General features: G+C 35.1%; 16 protein-coding genes. 14 read left to right on the top strand and 2 right to left on the bottom strand.

The features are described 5' to 3' along the window. Window positions 1-21 precede the first annotated feature (21 nt). From ccoS to ACIQ0M_RS00180, 8 genes are all read left to right on the top strand, one after another. Window positions 22-216 carry a cbb3-type cytochrome oxidase assembly protein CcoS gene (ccoS, locus tag ACIQ0M_RS00145; RefSeq protein WP_396148492.1) on the top strand — a complete coding sequence of 65 codons (195 nt, stop codon included), beginning with the start codon at window positions 22-24 and terminating at the stop codon, window positions 214-216. A gap of 2 nt (window positions 217-218) precedes the next feature. Beyond that, complete coding sequence (ccoN, locus tag ACIQ0M_RS00150) at window positions 219-2,411, top strand: cytochrome-c oxidase, cbb3-type subunit I (protein WP_396148494.1); 2,193 nt, start codon at window positions 219-221, stop codon at window positions 2,409-2,411. Window positions 2,412-2,413: 2 nt separating this feature from the next. Continuing rightward, entirely contained in the window at window positions 2,414-2,587 is a 174-nt protein-coding gene (locus tag ACIQ0M_RS00155) for a CcoQ/FixQ family Cbb3-type cytochrome c oxidase assembly chaperone (protein WP_396148496.1), read from the top strand. 23 nt (window positions 2,588-2,610) lie between these two features. After that, window positions 2,611-3,567: a cbb3-type cytochrome c oxidase N-terminal domain-containing protein gene (locus ACIQ0M_RS00160; RefSeq protein WP_396148498.1), complete on the top strand. Its 957-nt coding sequence runs from the start codon at window positions 2,611-2,613 to the stop codon at window positions 3,565-3,567. 52 nt (window positions 3,568-3,619) lie between these two features. Then, entirely contained in the window at window positions 3,620-5,038 is a 1,419-nt protein-coding gene (gene ccoG / locus ACIQ0M_RS00165) for a cytochrome c oxidase accessory protein CcoG (protein WP_396148500.1), read from the top strand. A gap of 51 nt (window positions 5,039-5,089) precedes the next feature. Next, a complete protein-coding gene (locus ACIQ0M_RS00170; protein ID WP_396148502.1) occupies window positions 5,090-5,536 on the top strand; it encodes a FixH family protein in 447 nt (148 codons plus the stop codon). A gap of 85 nt (window positions 5,537-5,621) precedes the next feature. Further along, the gene (locus ACIQ0M_RS00175; protein ID WP_396148504.1) at window positions 5,622-6,323 is read left to right on the top strand and encodes a sulfite exporter TauE/SafE family protein; all 702 of its coding nucleotides are present in this window, start codon (window positions 5,622-5,624) and stop codon (window positions 6,321-6,323) included. A 134-nt stretch (window positions 6,324-6,457) separates the two neighbouring features. Continuing rightward, window positions 6,458-8,587, top strand: coding sequence for an elongation factor G (locus ACIQ0M_RS00180; protein WP_396148506.1), 2,130 nt, complete (start codon window positions 6,458-6,460; stop codon window positions 8,585-8,587). A gap of 80 nt (window positions 8,588-8,667) precedes the next feature. Here ACIQ0M_RS00180 and hemN read toward each other — a convergent pair whose 3' ends face one another. After that, a complete protein-coding gene (gene hemN, locus ACIQ0M_RS00185) occupies window positions 8,668-10,026 on the bottom strand; it encodes an oxygen-independent coproporphyrinogen III oxidase (RefSeq protein ID WP_396148508.1) in 1,359 nt (452 codons plus the stop codon). 362 nt (window positions 10,027-10,388) lie between these two features. Between hemN and ACIQ0M_RS00190 the strand changes: the two genes are divergently transcribed. Next, the gene (locus ACIQ0M_RS00190; protein WP_396148510.1) at window positions 10,389-11,252 is read left to right on the top strand and encodes a hydroxymethylglutaryl-CoA lyase; all 864 of its coding nucleotides are present in this window, start codon (window positions 10,389-10,391) and stop codon (window positions 11,250-11,252) included. A 389-nt stretch (window positions 11,253-11,641) separates the two neighbouring features. On the opposite strand, the gene ACIQ0M_RS00195 is transcribed toward ACIQ0M_RS00190, so the two are convergent. Next, entirely contained in the window at window positions 11,642-11,836 is a 195-nt protein-coding gene (locus ACIQ0M_RS00195; RefSeq protein WP_396148512.1) for a hypothetical protein, read from the bottom strand. A gap of 706 nt (window positions 11,837-12,542) precedes the next feature. On the opposite strand from ACIQ0M_RS00195, the gene ACIQ0M_RS00200 reads away from it, so the two are divergent. The 5 genes from ACIQ0M_RS00200 to ACIQ0M_RS00220 all read left to right on the top strand — a co-directional run bounded on the left by ACIQ0M_RS00200 (window position 12,543) and on the right by ACIQ0M_RS00220 (window position 17,174). Then, the gene (locus ACIQ0M_RS00200; RefSeq protein ID WP_396148514.1) at window positions 12,543-13,028 is read left to right on the top strand and encodes a hypothetical protein; all 486 of its coding nucleotides are present in this window, start codon (window positions 12,543-12,545) and stop codon (window positions 13,026-13,028) included. Window positions 13,029-13,185: 157 nt separating this feature from the next. Further along, complete coding sequence (locus tag ACIQ0M_RS00205) at window positions 13,186-14,682, top strand: hypothetical protein (RefSeq protein WP_396148516.1); 1,497 nt, start codon at window positions 13,186-13,188, stop codon at window positions 14,680-14,682. Between the two features lie 248 nt (window positions 14,683-14,930). Next, the gene (locus ACIQ0M_RS00210; protein WP_396148518.1) at window positions 14,931-15,236 is read left to right on the top strand and encodes a helix-turn-helix domain-containing protein; all 306 of its coding nucleotides are present in this window, start codon (window positions 14,931-14,933) and stop codon (window positions 15,234-15,236) included. Beyond that, a complete protein-coding gene (locus ACIQ0M_RS00215) occupies window positions 15,229-16,131 on the top strand; it encodes a DNA-methyltransferase (RefSeq protein WP_396148520.1) in 903 nt (300 codons plus the stop codon). The genes ACIQ0M_RS00210 and ACIQ0M_RS00215 overlap by 8 nt, the downstream gene beginning before the upstream one ends. Continuing rightward, complete coding sequence (locus ACIQ0M_RS00220; RefSeq protein ID WP_396148522.1) at window positions 16,128-17,174, top strand: DNA cytosine methyltransferase; 1,047 nt, start codon at window positions 16,128-16,130, stop codon at window positions 17,172-17,174. Before ACIQ0M_RS00215 ends, ACIQ0M_RS00220 begins: the two co-directional genes overlap by 4 nt. The last annotated feature ends 1 nt before the right edge of the window (window position 17,175 follow it).

Below are 17,175 nucleotides of genomic sequence, written 5' to 3' on the forward strand. Positions count from 1 at the left end.
TTGTTAACATAAATTTAAGGTATGAGCGTCATTTACATTTTAATCACCATTAGCATCATTGTCGCTGTTTTTTTTCTCTATGCATTTATTAGAGCGGTAATAAAGGGACAATATGATGATGACTACACTCCCTCCGTCAGAATGCTTTTTGACGATGAACTTAAAATCAAATCAAATAATAAACCAATACAAACAATTAAAGAAAAACAAGTATAATTATGGAGATGCAACAATTTTATTACGACAACAAAATTGTAAAGAAGTTCCTCTACGCCTGTATCGTCTTTGGTGTAGTCGGAATGTTAGTAGGCCTCATTTTGGCCATCATGTTTTTGTTTCCCAATTTAACGGATGGAATTTCATTCCTAAGTTTTGGTAGATTAAGACCTTTACATACCAATGCAGTAATCTTTGCTTTCGTGGGTAACGCTATTTTTGCCGGAGTGTATTATTCCATGCAACGATTATTAAAAACCAGAATGTACAGTGATTTGTTGAGCAACATTAACTTCTGGGGTTGGCAATTAATCATTGTTGCTGCAGCAATTACTTTACCATTGGGTTATTCTACCTCTAAAGAATATGCCGAATTAGAATGGCCAATTGATATTGCCATTGCTTTAATATGGGTAGTTTTTGGAATCAACATGATTATGACCATCATCAAACGGAGAGAGCGACATATTTATGTTGCTATTTGGTTTTACATTGCCACGTTTGTGACCGTTGCCATTCTTCATATTTTTAATAGTTTAGAACTTCCCGTTTCTGCCTTAAAAAGTTATTCAGTGTATGCCGGCGTGCAAGATGCGTTGGTGCAATGGTGGTACGGTCATAATGCAGTAGCTTTCTTTCTAACGACTCCTTTTTTAGGCTTGATGTATTATTTTGTTCCTAAAGTAGCCAATCGTCCAGTGTATTCATATCGATTATCCATCATCCACTTTTGGTCGCTAATTTTTATCTATATCTGGGCTGGACCTCACCATTTATTATATACCGCTTTACCGGATTGGGCTCAAAATTTAGGAGTTGTTTTCTCTGTGATGTTAATTGCTCCATCTTGGGGGGGTATGATTAACGGATTGCTTACATTAAGAGGTGTTTGGGATAAAGTGAGAACTGACGCCGTTTTAAAATTCTTTGTTGTGGGGATTACCGGGTATGGTATGGCAACGTTCGAAGGACCAATGTTATCCCTTAAAAACGTTAATGCGATTGCTCACTTTACGGATTGGATTATTGCCCACGTTCACGTTGGAGCCCTAGCTTGGAACGGATTCATGACGTTTGGTATGATATATTGGTTGATTCCTAGAATGACTAAAACCAAATTATTCTCTGAAAAATTAGCCAATTTCCATTTTTGGATTGGTACATTAGGGATTATTTTATATGCATTGCCACTCTATGTAGCCGGATTTACGCAAGCATCCATGTGGAAACAATTTAATCCTGATGGAACATTAGTGTATGGAAATTTCCTTGAAACAGTTACGCAAATCATGCCAATGTATTGGATGCGTGCCATTGGAGGAACATTATATGTAACCGGTTTATTGGTTTTAGTATACAACATTATCAGAACTGTTGCTGCCGGATCAAAAGTAGAAGATGAATTAGCCGAAGCACCAGCCTTAGCCGTTATTTCATCCAAAAGAATGAAAGGTGAAAAATGGCACTCTTGGTTAGAAAGAAGACCAATCCAATTTACGGTTTTATCGCTTGTAGCTATTTTAATTGGTGGTATAATTCAAATTATTCCAACCATAGTCGTAAAATCTAACATACCAACAATTGCATCGGTTAAACCTTATACACCTTTAGAATTAGAAGGCCGCGATTTATACATTCGTGAAGGTTGCGTGGGCTGTCACTCCCAAATGATTCGTCCGTTCCGTTCAGAAGTAGAACGCTATGGCGAATACTCAAAAGGAGGAGAGTATGTTTATGACCATCCTTTCTTGTGGGGTTCAAAGCGTACCGGTCCTGATTTACATCGAGTAGGAGCCAAGTATAACGACAACTGGCATTTTAACCACATGTGGGATCCTCAAAGCACTTCGCCAGGTTCCATCATGCCGGGTTACAAATGGCTATATGACAACAAACCAATGGATTATTCTCAAATTGAGAAAAAAATGCAAGTAATGGTAACACTCGGTGTCCCTTATACTGAAGACGACATTAAAAATGCCAAGAAATCCATTGATGAGCAAGCGTCACAAATTGAGAAAAACTTGTATGCCGACCCTGATTTTGTGAAATCGTATGAAGAAAGTAAAAAGAATGCTGCCACTCGTGGAGAAGAATTTGTTTCCATGAAAGACAGAGAAATTACAGCTCTAATTGCTTATTTACAACGTTTGGGGACTGATATAAAAGTAAAAGAAACCGCTCAAAACAAATAGTCATGCTAAAGTTTATCAAACACCATATGGACACGATTGTTGGAATAGAAATCTATCCAATCATTTCCTTGAGTATTTTCTTTGGATTCTTTGTACTGCTTTTAGTTTGGGTATTTTCCTATAGCAAAGAAACAATTAATGAATTAAGTGATATTCCATTAAAAGAAGATAATTAGTTAACCCTATTATATGTAAAAAAATGAAAAAATTTATTCCATCATACGTTCGTGTTCCGTTGATTTTTGCCCTTGTAATGGGTGCAATGGAATATTTTATTGACTCTGGCGATAAGCCCGCCTTTATTGAATACCCTATGGTTTCTTTATTTTTAGGCGTTTTCTTATTCCTACTCATAGCCATTGAAATCGTGGTGAGTGCTGTTGACAAAGTGACTTATCATTTGTTAACGGAAGAACAAAAGAAACAATTGGAAGAAGCACAATCTTTACCTTTTACGGAAGGAGCTTTTTACCAAGGAATCATGAAAAAATTAACCCGTTCCAAAGAAATTGAAGAAGAACATGATGTGATGTTAGATCATGATTACGACGGCATCAAGGAATTGGACAATGTATTGCCACCATGGTGGGTAAATTTATTCTACTTGACAATTATTTTTGCTTTTGTTTATTTGGTAAGGTTCCATATTTTCAACGATTATAATCAAGCTTCTGAGTTTGAAACAGAAATGGCTATCGCACAAGCAGAGGTTGAAAAATACAAACTAACAGCTCCTGATTTAATGGATAAAGAAAAAGTAACACTTTTAACTGATGCCGCTGCTTTGGCTGAAGGAAAATCAATTTTTGAAGCAAAATGTGTCGCTTGTCACAAGGCTGATGGAGGTGGATCCATTGGACCTAACCTAACCGATAACCACTGGATTTTGGGTGGAGGAATCAAAAATGTATTCAATACCATAATGGAAGGTGGTCGTGAAGGAAAAGGAATGGTGCCTTGGAAAACAGAAATTAAACCTTCTGATATTCAAAAAGTAGCCAGCTATGTCTTGTCTCTTCAAGGAACTAATCCAAAAGACGGCAAAACACCTGAAGGCGATGTTTGGGTGGATGAAAATGCTCCTAGAATGGAGACAATCAAAGATACTACTGTTACAGATTCTACTAAAACAGAAATCGTAGCGGCTGTTAAATAAAAAACAAATCCCGGTGCTTAATCGGGATTTGTAAATGCTAAATTTTTAAGGTATGAGCAAGTTACCCGACGAAAGTTTTAGAGACACCATTGGAACAATCAATAAAGAAGGCAAAAGAGCCTTTATTTTTCCTAAAAAACCGAAAGGACCTTTTTATGATAAACGAAAACTCTTGAGTTATTTTTTATTGGTATTCTTATTGGCAGCTCCTTTTGTCAAAATTAATGGGCATCAGTTTTTGATGTTCAATGTATTGGAAAGAAGATTTAATATTTTTAGTTTTCCTTTCTGGCCACAGGATTTTCACTTATTTGTGATTTCCATGATTATTGGTGTAGTAGGGTTGGCTTTGTTTACTGTTGCTTTTGGAAGAATTTTTTGCGGATGGTTTTGCCCACAAACGATTTTTATGGAAATGGTTTTCCGTCGAATTGAATATTGGATTGACGGCGATAGAGGAGCACAAATTCGTTTGCAAAAACAAGAATGGAATGCAGAAAAAATTAGAAAAAGAGTGACCAAATGGATTATCTTTTTTATCTTTTCTTTCCTTATTGCCAATGTATTTTTAGCATATTTGGTAAGCAGTGACCGATTACTTTTAATGATCAAAGAAGGTCCGGCTTTACACACCAGTACTTTAATTGCCTTATTGATTTTTACAGCCGTATTTTATTTTGTATTTGCTTGGTTCAGAGAACAAGTTTGTATCATTGCTTGTCCTTATGGCAGAATGCAAGGAGTTTTATTGGATAACAAATCCATCAATGTAGCCTACGATCACGTTCGAGGTGAAAAAGAATTGGGTCGAGCCAAATTCAATAAACAAGAAGACAGAGCATCAACCGGAAAAGGAGATTGTATCGATTGTAAACTTTGTGTACATGTTTGTCCAACAGGTATAGACATTCGAAACGGAACACAATTGGAATGTATCAATTGCACCGCTTGTATCGATGAATGTGACACCATCATGGAAAGTGTAGGCTTACCAAAAGGTCTAATTCGTTATGCCAGTGAAGATGAAATTGTAAAAAAAGAAAAATTTGTCTTTACTACTAGAATGAAAGGCTATGCCGCAGTTTTAGTTATTTTAATTGGTGTTTTAATCGGAATGTTGTTTTTGCGAAATGATGTGGAAGCCACCGTTTTAAGATTGCCTGGTCAATTGTTTGAACACAAAGGAGAAAATATTAGTAATGTTTATACGTATAAAATTGTGAATAAAACTACAAAGCAGTTTGAAGCAGTGACGTTTAAATTAGTGGAACCCAAAGGAGAAATTATTTTAGTTGGAAAACCAAAAGTACAAGTCAAACCGGACGGAATTGCCAAAGGAACCTTGTTCATCGAAATTAATCCTGCCTATTTAGAAGGTGACAAAATCAAATTAAAAATAGAAGTGTATGATGGTGAAAACTTAATTGAAACCACTACTACTAATTTTATGGGACCAAGAAGCTTTAATTAACAAAGTAACTCAGCTACTCAGTAACTCAGCTACTCAGAAACTTAAAAAAAAATGAAAATAAATTGGGGAACAGGCATCGTGATTGCATTTGGATTGTTTATGACATTCATTTTATACTTTGTGTTCAAAGTACAATCCGATAGCAAATACGACAACGAGTTAGTTGTAGAAGAATATTACAAACAAGAACTCGTTTTTGAAAAACGCATGGAAAAAGAGCAAAACGACAAAGACTTAGCTCTTCCGGTAGAAGTTATCGCTCAGGAAGACGGCTTAAAAATCGTTTTCCCAACCGATATAGATGCTACTAAAATCAAAGGAAAAGTGTCCCTTTACAGACCGTCTAACCAGAAACTGGATTTTGAAGTTCCGATTTCACTTTCCGGTTCATATTTGCTCATACCTAAAAACAATTTGGTGGGCGGTCGTTGGGACATTTCTATTGATTGGACGTATGATGGAAAAGAAATATTAACTAAGAAAACAATTTATTTGTAAAAGGTAATGGGTTAAAGGTAATTGGTTAAAAATTATCGCCCATGACCCATGACCCATCACCTATAACCCATTACCCATAACCACCATGCTCTACACCGCTATCATATTTGGTTTACTCAGCAGTTTTCATTGCATCGGCATGTGTGGTCCGATTGCGATGATGATTCCCGTTGACCGAAATAATGCAGCGAAAAGAGTTTTTCAAATTTTCCTTTATCATTTAGGAAGACTGACGGCATATGGAATGTTGGGCTTGTTTTTTGGAATGTTAGGTAAAGGTTTATTCTTAGCCGGATTACAACAACAATTATCAATCATCGTTGGTGTTTTAATGATTTTGTTTGTCATTATTCCCGAAAAGAAAATGGCTCAATACAACTTTTCTAAACCAATTTATAGATTAATTTCAAAAGTAAAAAGTCATTTAGGGGCTCAATTCAAAAGAAAGTCGTTTGATGCTTTATTCACCATGGGTCTGTTAAACGGCTTTTTACCATGCGGAATGGTGTATGCCGCACTTTTCGGTGCCATTGCCATGCAAAATGAATGGTTAGGAGCAACTTATATGTTATTATTCGGAATAGGAACTATCCCAATGATGAGTGCCGTGGTGTTAATCGCGAATTTTATTACTGTACCTGTTCGCAATAAAATTCAAAAAATGATTCCCATCATGGTATTCATCATCGGAAGTTTATTCATTGTAAGAGGGATGGGATTGGATATCCCTTATCTTTCTCCGAAAACCACAACGTTAATCGTACAAGCCAATCCGGATTGTCATTAAGAATTTTAGTTTTTCAGTTTTGAAAACGAGCAACCCTTAAAAGTTGTTCGTTTTCTTTTTATAACCTGATGAAAGTCATGTTTTAACTGCTTATTTAATCCGAAATTTATAGTATAATTTCTAAATGAACAGTTATGGTACAGTTTGACAGTAAACACGTAAAAAATGTGGTGCTACTGGGTCACACCGGTAGCGGTAAAACGACGTTGGCAGAAGCCATGTTGTTTGAATCAGGAATCATTAACAGAAGAGGATCCGTAGAAGAAAAAAATACGATTGCCGATTATACCGACATTGAGCATGAAAAAGGGAAAACGCTTTTTTCTAAAATGGTCAATTCAAAATGGAAAGGTTATAAAATCAATGTACTAGATACACCAGGTTATGATGACTTGTCAGGAGAAATCATCAGTGTGATGCGGGTTTCAGAATGTGGTGTGATGCTGCTTAATGCCAGAATGGGGGTGGAAGTTGGTAATGATATTATTTGGCAATACACCAATGAATTCAAACTACCCGTCATTTTTGCGGTGAATCAACTCGATCATGAACAAGCTGATTTTGATAAAACAGTAGCCGAAGCAAAAGCTCACTTTGGCAACCAATTGGTAATAGTTCAATATCCACTCAATCAAGGTCCAAATTTTAATGCCGTGATTGATGTATTGAATATGGTGATGTATCAATACCCTACAGATGGCGGAAAACCGGAAAAACTTCCCATTCCGGATTCAGAAAAAGAAAAAGCAAAACAATTACATTTAGAATTGATTGAAACCATTGCAGCCAACGACGAACGCTTGATGGAAAACTATTTTGAAAAAGGAGAATTGAACGAAGATGAAATGAAACTAGGTTTGCATCATTCGCTTATTAAACATGAAATTTTCCCTGTTTTCTGTGTTTCTGCTAAGCAAAATAAGGGTGCAGGACGATTGATGGGTTTTATTGATAATGTGTGTCCGTCCGCCTATGAAATGCCTCCTCAGCGGACTATTGACAACCGTGAGATTCCATGTAATGAAAATGGGAAAACCGCCATTTTTATTTATAAAACCGTTTCTGAACCGCATGTGGGCGAGTTGAGTTTCTTTAAAGTATTGTCCGGAACAATAAAAGTTGGAGACGAATTAACCAATGAAGAAACCGGACAAGTGGAAAAAATCATGCAATTGTTTGAAATGGAAGGCAACAAAAGAATCGCAGTGGATGAACTGACAGCCGGTGATATAGGAGCAACCATAAAATTAAAAGAATCGCATACCAACAATACCTTGCATGAAAAAGGTTTTCCGATTGCCATTCAACCGATTCAATTTCCAACGCCCACTTTTTCAATGGCTGTAGAAGGAACTAAAAAAGGTGAAGAAGAAAAACTTTCAGCGGCATTGCATCAATTGGTGGAAGAAGACCCTAGTATCATCGTTGAGGTATCATCCGAATTAAAACAAACTATTATTCATTGCCAAGGGGAATTGCACATGGCTGTCATTAAATGGAAATTAGAAAATACGCATAAATTAGCTGTTGAATTTAAAAAACCAAAAGTGGCTTATCGAGAAACTATTCAAACCGAAGCAGACACAACCTATCGCCATAAAAAACAATCGGGTGGAGCAGGGCAGTTTGGTGAAATTTCAATGAAAATATTCCCGATTACAGCAGATAGTGAAGACCCAAAAGGCTACCCCATACGAGGTAGAGAAGAAATAGATTTGCCTTGGGGAGGAAAATTAATCTATTACAATTGCATTGTGGGTGGAGCAATCGACGCTCGTTTTCATCCATCCATTTTAAAAGGGGTGATGGAAAAAATGCAAGAAGGACCACTCACCGGCTCACACGTGCAAGATGTTGGTGTTTTAGTATATGATGGCAAAATGCATGCGGTTGACAGTAATGATTTGTCTTTCAAAATTGCCGGAATGATGGCTTTTAAAGAAAATTTTATAAATGCCAATCCTCAATTGTTAGAACCAATTCACGAGGTTTTTATTGTAACTCCCGATGAAATCACAGGTGGAATCATGAGTGCGATTCAATCCCATCGCTCGATGGTGGAAGGCATGGATGCGGAGGGTCATTTTACTAAAATTAAAGCCTTAATTCCTATTGCGGAAATGCATGATTTTATGGAAGTTGTTCGTTCGTTATCACAAGGAAGAGCCAAATTAAGTATGGAATTTTCACATTATGAAAAAGTACCCTATGAGATTCAACAACAATTGATTCAATCATTTAAAAAAGAATTAATAGAAATGTAATTGTCGAATAGAAATGAAAAATAAAGCCCGATGAACGTCGGGCTTTTTTACTTCTATAATTAAATTATTTCAAAATTTTTCTAAACCGTCATCGAAAACAATTTGGTTTCCGGTAATTTTCGTGTCATGCATAAATCAAAAGCCATACAAATGTTGCGGATAAAGGCTTTTCCTTTTTCAGTAACGGTAAGCGAATGATTGGTAATGATGACCAATCCGTCTTCTTCCATTTCATGTAATCGGTCTAGTACTTGATTGATTTCAGAGAAATAATAACCATATTCATACCATGACGTATGCAACTGACACATAATATTCAAAATGTGTTTGCGAATGATTAAATCTTCATCCGTTAGAAGATGACCTCTAAAAACAGGCAATTCATTTTGTGCCAAAGCATCATAGTAGTCTTCCAATGTTTTTACATTTTGTGCAAAACTATACCAACTGTCACTTATCGAAGAAACGCCCAAACCAATCATCACTTGCGTTTTGGAGGAAGTATATCCCATAAAGTTACGATGTAGTTTTCGTTCGTTAAAAGAATGATATAAACTATCGGTTTCTAAGGCAAAATGATCCATGCCAATTTCGTGATAACCGTTTTCCGAAAGTCGTTTTTTACCTATTTCATACAACAGTCGTTTTTCTTCATCTTTGGGTAAATCTTCGTCTTTGAATCCGCGTTGTCCATTTCCTTTAATCCACGGAACATGAGCATAACTATAAAATGCTAAGCGATCGGGTTGAAGCGAATTGGTTTTGTCTATCGTATCAATTACATCTGCAACAGTTTGAAATGGTAATCCGAAAATCAAATCATGACCAATGGAAGTATAACCAATTTCTCTAGCCCAAAAAGTAACTTTGGCCACATTGTGAAAAGATTGAACACGGTGAATGGCTTTTTGCACAGTTTCAGAATAATCTTGAACACCAAAACTCACTCTTCTAAAACCTAAATTATATAATTTTTGAAGATGTGCTCGGGTGGTATTGTTCGGATGTCCTTCAAAACTAAATTCGTGTTCATGATGAATGGCTGCATTTTCAAATAAACCGCTAATCAAACGTTCTAAATTTTCTGGAGAAAAAAAAGTTGGGGTACCGCCTCCTAAATGAATTTCTTTGATAATCGGTTTTTTGGGTAAGAGTTCGCAATATAATTCCCATTCTTTTAGGACTGCGTCGATGTAAGGATGTTCTACATCATGTCGTTTAGTAATACGTTTATTGCAACCACAAAACGTACACAAACTTTCGCAAAAAGGCAAATGTATGTACAAACTAATTCCTTCCGAAGAATTCGATTCAATAAACGAATGTACCAGTGTTTCCTTCCATTTTGAAAGTAAAAAATCTTCCTCCCTCCAATAAGGAACCGTGGGATAACTGGTGTATCGCGGACTGGGAACATTATATTTTTGAATTAAAGTCATCCTTTGTCGCTTTTTAAACAGTAAAAAGTTAAGAATAAATGAGAACATTTTCCTCTTAACTTCTCACCATCGAAGTAAAAATATAGTTCAAAAGTAAGCGGATGGAATGAAGAATAAAATGATAATTGTCATACGCTTACTTTTGAACTATATTTTTTTCCAATTTCTCCAATTTCCTAATCTGTGTTATCCCTTAACCTTTAAACTATTTTCCCTATCCATTTTCCCTCTTAAACTTTTAAGCCCTTAAACTCTTAAACCATTTTCCAAATCCGTGTTCCCTCTTAAACTTTTAAACCCTTAAACTTTTAAACTTTCAAAGCCTTTTCAATTTCCAAAATTCTTCCCTATATTTGAAACCTATGCAACCAATAAAAATTATTGAATGTCCACGCGATGCCATGCAAGGCATTAAAACCTTTATTCCCACCGAACGTAAGGTACTTTATTTGCAATCGCTCTTGCGGGTAGGGTTTGATACACTGGACTTTGGGAGTTTTGTTTCGCCCAAAGCGATTCCGCAAATGGCGGATACGGCGGAGGTATTAGCACGATTGGATTTATCGCAAACCCGAAGTAAATTATTGGCTATCATTGCTAATACCAAAGGAGCAGAATTGGCGTCGGAGCACAAAGCAATTCAGTATTTAGGTTTTCCGTTTTCGATTTCGGAGAATTTTCAAATGCGAAACACTCACAAAACGATTGCTGAATCCATCATCACGTTGCAGGAGATTTTAGCCATTGCCGACCAATCCAACAAAGAAGTGGTGGCGTATCTCTCGATGGGATTCGGAAACCCGTATGGCGACCCGTGGAATGTGGAAATCGTAGGGGAGTGGACGGAGAAATTAGCCGGCATGGGCGTTAAAATCTTATCGTTATCCGACACTGTGGGAAGCTCAACCCCGGAAGTGATTGATTATTTGTTTTCGAATCTCATTACCAAATACCCTGAAATCGAGTTTGGTGCTCATTTACATACCACACCTGATAAATGGTTTGAAAAAGTAGATGCCGCTTATAAAGCCGGATGCCGCCGTTTTGATGGTGCCATTCAAGGATTTGGCGGTTGTCCCATGGCAAAAGACGACCTTACTGGAAACATGCCTACTGAAAAATTATTATCGTATTTCACCACCCAAAAAGAAAACACCAACACCAGCCCGATGAGTTTTGAAAGTGCATATAATGAAGCGACGAAGGTGTTTGGGGAGTTTCATTAAACGGCAGGAGGTTGTTTGTTATCCGTTATCTGTTTTGAACACGGATGATAAAAATGGGAGAAATGTAAAGAAATTGTTTAATTGTCCAATTGCCTAATTGCCTAATTGCCACATTACCAAATTACTCTTCCACCCTTATCTCAAACATTTTGTACCAATTTTTTCCTGTTATAAAAAGGTTTTGGATTTAGGGTTGAATGGAAAGACTTTCAGTATTTCAATTTCCTAATCGTTTTATAGGTAGTAGGATTACCGTTATGGGTAATGGTCAAGAAAAAGATTTTGAGTGAAAGGAGAAGAGCGTTCGATGAATTATAGGTTTTAGCTATTTCATTTGAAGGAGAAGTTATCCAATGTTATGAATTTTAACACGTGATAGTTTTTACTATTTAATCAATCAGGTGTTCGATTTCGTTGTATTTGATGCCACTGTATTCACAAAACTCTTGGAAGGTGATGAGTTGGTGTTTTTCTTTGTTGTAGTGTTCTTTCATTTTTCCGATTAGGTTTTGAGCGTAACGTTTGCTTTTTCCGGTGATGAACTGAATGTCATCGGAGGTTATGCTGACTCTTCTTCTTTTCATTTTTTATAGGCTTTTATTTATACTTTGATTTGGATTTTTTTTCTTTTTTTGCTTTGGTTCTTCTTTTTTTAACGGTTTAAGATTATTCGGATTGTAATTCAGTTCCTTTGTTTTTTGTTATTTAAATTTCTAAGTTTTTTTTTAGTTTTTTCTTTTTGTTTTCGTTTTTTTTATTACTCCCACTATGTTCCCTTTAACTTCCCTTTATGTTCCCTTCATCTTCCCTTTATCTTTTTTTTAGATTTTTAGATTTTACGGTTTTTTGATTCTTTTATTTTGTTTTTATTGGTGTTAAAAATATACTTCAAATTTACCAAAAAAAAGTGTACGAACAAGGTTTTTTTATGCACAATTGTGTTGAAAAACGCAGGAAGTGTAGGTGGTTTTTGGACTGATAATCATGTAGTTATACCTTTGTTTTATAATTTTAAATTTTTTATTTATGGCCAAGTCAAATGGTATCCTCAAGATTGAGGGAACGTTGGAAAATCTGACGTTTTACAAGAGTGCTGATGGGCACATGGTACGAACCAAAGGGGGCGTAAGTCGGAATCGAATTTTGAATGATCCGGCGTTTGTGAGAACCCGTGAAAACGGTGTAGAGTTTGGGCACAGTGCTCAGGCGGGTAAGTTATTACGTATGGCAGCGGGTCAGTTGGTTTTTAAGGCCAAGGACAGCAAGTTGTCGAGTCGTATGTTGAAGGTTATGTCGGGCATTAAGAATGCTGATACGGCGAGTGCGAGGGGTGAACGCACGGTTTCGGAAGGTATTCAGAGTGAAGACGGCAAGCAGTATTTGAGAGGGTTTGATTTTAATCAGCGTGCGGTTTTGCCAGCGGTATTGTATGCTCCTTATGCCGTGGATACAGCTACGGGAGCGATTACGATTGCGGATTTTAACCCTTTGCAACAGTTACGTACTCCTCAGGGAGCGACGCATTTTTCGATGCAGAGTGCTTTTTTGAATTTGGATTTTGGTACTGCCGAGTATGCCATTACGTACAGCGATGTGGTTAATTTGCCTACCAACAGTGGTATTGCTACCCAAACCTTGACCCCGAGTGCTGCTCCTGCGGGTAGCGGCATACAGTTTTATTTTTTACTGATTGAATTTTTTCAAGAGGTGAATGCTTTACAGTATCCGTTGAACAATGGAGCGTTTAACGTATTGAACATTGTAGCGGTTCAATAAGCCCTTTTTGCCCCTTGCTACTGTAAACTCCCAGACGTTATGTTTTGGGAGTTTTTTTAACAATTTTAGTTGATAACTTCTAATAAATCAGTATGTTTAGGTTTAGTTGCATTTGAAAATATGTAGTATTTTTATTCCATCTAAAATCGCCAAAAAAATGAAATTAATATTACCCTTTGGATTGGATTTAAAAGCCTTAGAAAAAGCCTATCCGCCAAAATTTAACGCTTATAAGACAGATAAACTTGCCTACATTTTACATACTATTGCAACGATACCCGTTTATAATAAGAAAATCAAATTGTTTGATGACTATGTGCCTCTTTCTTCCAAGTTATTAGAAAAGTTAGTTGACAATTATGCACAACACATTACGTATGCTATTCAGCATGGCATTATTAAAGAGAATACCTCTGCCGGCTATAAAATTGGGGAACATTGTAAATTATATCAATTTACGCCAGCCTATCGTCATCTTGGTGCGACGTATGAATTGAACGACTTCTGTTTGAAACGAAAACTCATTCGATTTTATAGTCAATACAAGCAAAAATCGAATCATTATCCTTATCTGAATAAGTGGTTTAATTCTAAATTAAAAATTGATTATGATTTAGTGTTGTCGTTTTTAGAAGAAGAATGGTATTATAAAAACAACTATCCTTTTATGCGTGATGTTTCTTTGGTGAAGCAAAAAGAAAAAAGTCCGTTTCAACAATTTACCTATTCTAAGTTATCAGCACAATTTTTACACACTGGCGATTTTATGTTTACAGTTGATAATTTGGTTCATCGTTATCACACTAATTTGACTAACATGAGAGGTGTTATTCGAAACGCCCTTACGTATGACGGAAAGCAACTGGTAGCGGTAGATATTTCGAATAGTCAGCCTTATTTGTCGTTGTTGCTTTTGGACGTACATTTTTGGGAGCGTTTTTACCAAATTTTAGCTGAAAAGCCAAAAAAGTGTCTGAAAAATAGCGAGCCGCGTGACTATTCTCGCTTGTTTTTATATAAATTTATTAAAGAAATAGATAGAAGAATTAATAAAGGATTAAAGAAAGAGATACAAGCATCATCTGTCATTATGTTAGTAGAAAGTATGCTCAAGCTACTAAATACAATGGATGAGGAAGAATTTACTATTTACAGAGATAAAGTTTGTAAAGGTGAATTGTATGATTATTTATTGCTTCGTTTTCAAGAGCATTATAAGCTCTATACTATTTCCCGAGATGATGCTAAGGTTGCTGTTTTGCAAGCCTTTTTTTCTGATAATCGTTATTTAACTCAACCCCAAGCAAAACCTAAGTTAATGTTTAAACAAGAGTTTGGAGGTGTATATCAAGTTTTAGCTACCATTAAAAGGGTTTATAAAGAACTACTACCCATTTTATTACAAAACATTGAAAGTTATTTGGTGATTGAAATTATTGCCAAACGCATTAGTAAGGAACACCCCGAAATGCCCTTGTTTACGATTCATGACAGTTTGGTTACCACTGTTGGGAACGAGCACATTTTGCAACGGATTATGACAGAAGAACTCACCCGCTATGTTGGATATGCCCCGCATTTGAAAACTGAATATTGGCTACCGGAAAAATTAGGGCAACATTTGAATAAATTAAAAGGGAAGTTGAGTGCGTAAATTAAGATTACACCATTTCAAAGAATTATATCTACCATTGTTATTGGTAAACAATTATTTATTAAATAACAATCAAATATTTTAAATGTGTGCATATTCCAATCACTATAAACTTGTTAGCTCCACAGTATAGAATTTCACTATAAAGGTTCTGTGAATAACTAATTCAAAAAAAGAAAATATCTCAAAAAAACAACTATAAGTTTATATTTATATTTGCCAATATGTGACAAGTCAATAAATAAACAATGGATAGTCAATTCGGAAATAAAATTAGAATATTAAGAGAAGAGCAAAAGATGCTATTACGGCAATTAGCACCATTGCTTGATATGGACACAGCTCAATTAAGTAAAATTGAAAGAGGAGAAAGAAACGCAAAAAAAGAAACAGTATTAAAATTGGCTGAAATCCTAAAGGTTGTACCTGACGAATTAGTAACACTTTGGTTAGCTGACCAAATTTATGATGTGGTTAAAGATGAAAACACAGCATTAAAAGCAATGATGGTAGCAGAAGAAAGCGTTAAATATTCAATAAAGAAAAATGAGTAAGATAGATAATTACGAAATACAGGCTAAAAATTTTAACACAATGGAATCTAATTTATTAGAAGAACCAAGTTTGAAATACATCCCAAGATTTAATCTTTTTAATACAAGTTTTGAATCGGAAAATTTTGTAGAAAACAATAATATAAATCCTTTGTTTGAGCCAATAACTAAAAGTTCATTGATTGGAATGGGAGATTGTGAAAAACTAATGGGAACTATTGAAGATAAAAGTGTTGATTTAATACTGACTGATCCGCCATTTAATTTAGGTTCGTTTATGAGAAAACGAGGTACTAATTTGGTAAAGATGAGGGAAAATCAATTCTCTTATGCTGGTTGGGATGATTTAGAATATGATGAATGGGTTTCTAAAATGGATGCTTTCTTTAAGCACAGTAATAGAGTTTTAAGAAAAAAAGGAAGTTTAGTATTATTTATGTCTTTGATGAAAATAGAAACAATTATCCAACTTGCTGAAAAAAATAATTTTTATTATAAAACTGTGGGTATATGGCATAAAACTAATCCTATGCCGAGAAATATGAATTTACAATTTATTAATTCTACAGAAGCTTGGATATATTTTATAAATGAAGGTACTACAGGAACTTTTAATAATGATTCGAAAGCATTGCACGATTTTGTAGAAACTTCACTTACAACACAAAATGAAAAGAGATTTGGAAAGCATCCAACACAAAAACCAATTAAAATACTTAATCATTTTACTGAAATTTTATCAAATGAGAATGATGTAATTTGTGACCCATTTATGGGAAGTGGTTCAACAGGTGTTAGTTGTGAGATGTTAAACAGAAAATTTATTGGTATTGAACTTAATGAAGATTATTACAACATAGCAAAAAACAGAATGCAAAATATTACAACAATATGAGAGTTATAGATTTATTTGCTGGTGTTGGTGGTTTATCTTATGGGTTTTCTATGTCGAATTTTGATATTGTATTTGCAGTAGAACACGACAAAGAAATAGCCAATACATTTAAAAAAAATCATCCAGATACAGACGTCTTTTCTGACGATATTGAAACATTAGATGTTAATAAATTATCTGAAAGATATAAAAATATTGACGTTGTAATTGGTGGACCGCCTTGTCAAGGATTTTCTCAAAAAGGCAAAAGATTAAGTTTGAATGATGATAGAAATTACCTTTTTAAACACTTTATTGAATTTGTAAAAGTTTTTCAGCCTAAATATTTTTTGTTAGAAAATGTGCCCAACTTAATAACTACTTCAAATGGTTTTTTTAAACAAGAAATATTAATTGCTTTTAATGAGTTAGGCTACTCTGTTGATGTTGATGTTTTAAATGCGTCTAATTTTGGGGTACCTCAAAATAGAAAAAGAGCATTTTTTTTAGGAAAAAAAGGAGAAGTAAAATTAGAATTACCTAAATCGAATAATAAAAAAACTACAATCAAAGATGCTATTTATGATTTACCACAAATTAAATCAGGAGAAGGTGTTGAGTTTTTTGATTATGAAATAAAGCCTTTGTCAGATTTTCAAAAATTTATTAGAAAAGGTTCTAAAGGGTTTTACAATCATCAAGCTACTAAACACACTAAATTAGCTTTAGAAAGGCTATCGTTAATCCCTAAAGGAAAAGGTAAAGAAGTTTTGCCAGAAGAGCATAGGACAAAGTCTATATTTTCAGGAACTTGGTCAAGATTAAAAGAAGATGAGTTTGCGCCAACAATAACAACAAGATTCGATACACCATCATCAGGTATGTTTACTCATCCTATTTTAGATAGATGTATCACTGTTCGTGAAGGTGCAAGATTACAGTCATTTCCAGATAAATTTATTTTTTATGGCACTAAATCTTCACAATTAAAACAAGTTGGGAATGCAGTTCCTCCATTACTTGCATTTGAAATAGCTAAATTAATTTTAAACGATAATAAATAAA

The sequence above is a fragment of the Flavobacterium sp. genome, from assembly GCF_044339515.1.
In the GTDB taxonomy this organism is placed as follows: Bacteria; Bacteroidota; Bacteroidia; order Flavobacteriales; family Flavobacteriaceae; genus Flavobacterium.

Excerpts from the sequence above, each read along its gene's own strand:
- ACIQ0M_RS00170 (WP_396148502.1), top strand. The coding sequence starts at position 5,090 with ATGAAAATAAATTGGGGAACAGGCATCGTGATTGCATTTGGATTGTTT.
- ccoN (WP_396148494.1), top strand. The coding sequence starts at position 219 with ATGGAGATGCAACAATTTTATTACGACAACAAAATTGTAAAGAAGTTC.
- ACIQ0M_RS00205 (WP_396148516.1), top strand. The coding sequence starts at position 13,186 with ATGAAATTAATATTACCCTTTGGATTGGATTTAAAAGCCTTAGAAAAA.
- ACIQ0M_RS00160 (WP_396148498.1), top strand. The coding sequence starts at position 2,611 with ATGAAAAAATTTATTCCATCATACGTTCGTGTTCCGTTGATTTTTGCC.
- ACIQ0M_RS00180 (WP_396148506.1), top strand. The coding sequence starts at position 6,458 with ATGGTACAGTTTGACAGTAAACACGTAAAAAATGTGGTGCTACTGGGT.
- ACIQ0M_RS00175 (WP_396148504.1), top strand. The coding sequence starts at position 5,622 with ATGCTCTACACCGCTATCATATTTGGTTTACTCAGCAGTTTTCATTGC.
- ACIQ0M_RS00195 (WP_396148512.1), bottom strand. The coding sequence starts at position 11,836 with ATGAAAAGAAGAAGAGTCAGCATAACCTCCGATGACATTCAGTTCATC.
- ACIQ0M_RS00220 (WP_396148522.1), top strand. The coding sequence starts at position 16,128 with ATGAGAGTTATAGATTTATTTGCTGGTGTTGGTGGTTTATCTTATGGG.
- ACIQ0M_RS00155 (WP_396148496.1), top strand. The coding sequence starts at position 2,414 with ATGCTAAAGTTTATCAAACACCATATGGACACGATTGTTGGAATAGAA.
- hemN (WP_396148508.1), bottom strand. The coding sequence starts at position 10,026 with ATGACTTTAATTCAAAAATATAATGTTCCCAGTCCGCGATACACCAGT.
- ACIQ0M_RS00210 (WP_396148518.1), top strand. The coding sequence starts at position 14,931 with ATGGATAGTCAATTCGGAAATAAAATTAGAATATTAAGAGAAGAGCAA.
- ACIQ0M_RS00190 (WP_396148510.1), top strand. The coding sequence starts at position 10,389 with ATGCAACCAATAAAAATTATTGAATGTCCACGCGATGCCATGCAAGGC.
- ACIQ0M_RS00200 (WP_396148514.1), top strand. The coding sequence starts at position 12,543 with ATGTCGGGCATTAAGAATGCTGATACGGCGAGTGCGAGGGGTGAACGC.
- ACIQ0M_RS00215 (WP_396148520.1), top strand. The coding sequence starts at position 15,229 with ATGAGTAAGATAGATAATTACGAAATACAGGCTAAAAATTTTAACACA.
- ccoS (WP_396148492.1), top strand. The coding sequence starts at position 22 with ATGAGCGTCATTTACATTTTAATCACCATTAGCATCATTGTCGCTGTT.
- ccoG (WP_396148500.1), top strand. The coding sequence starts at position 3,620 with ATGAGCAAGTTACCCGACGAAAGTTTTAGAGACACCATTGGAACAATC.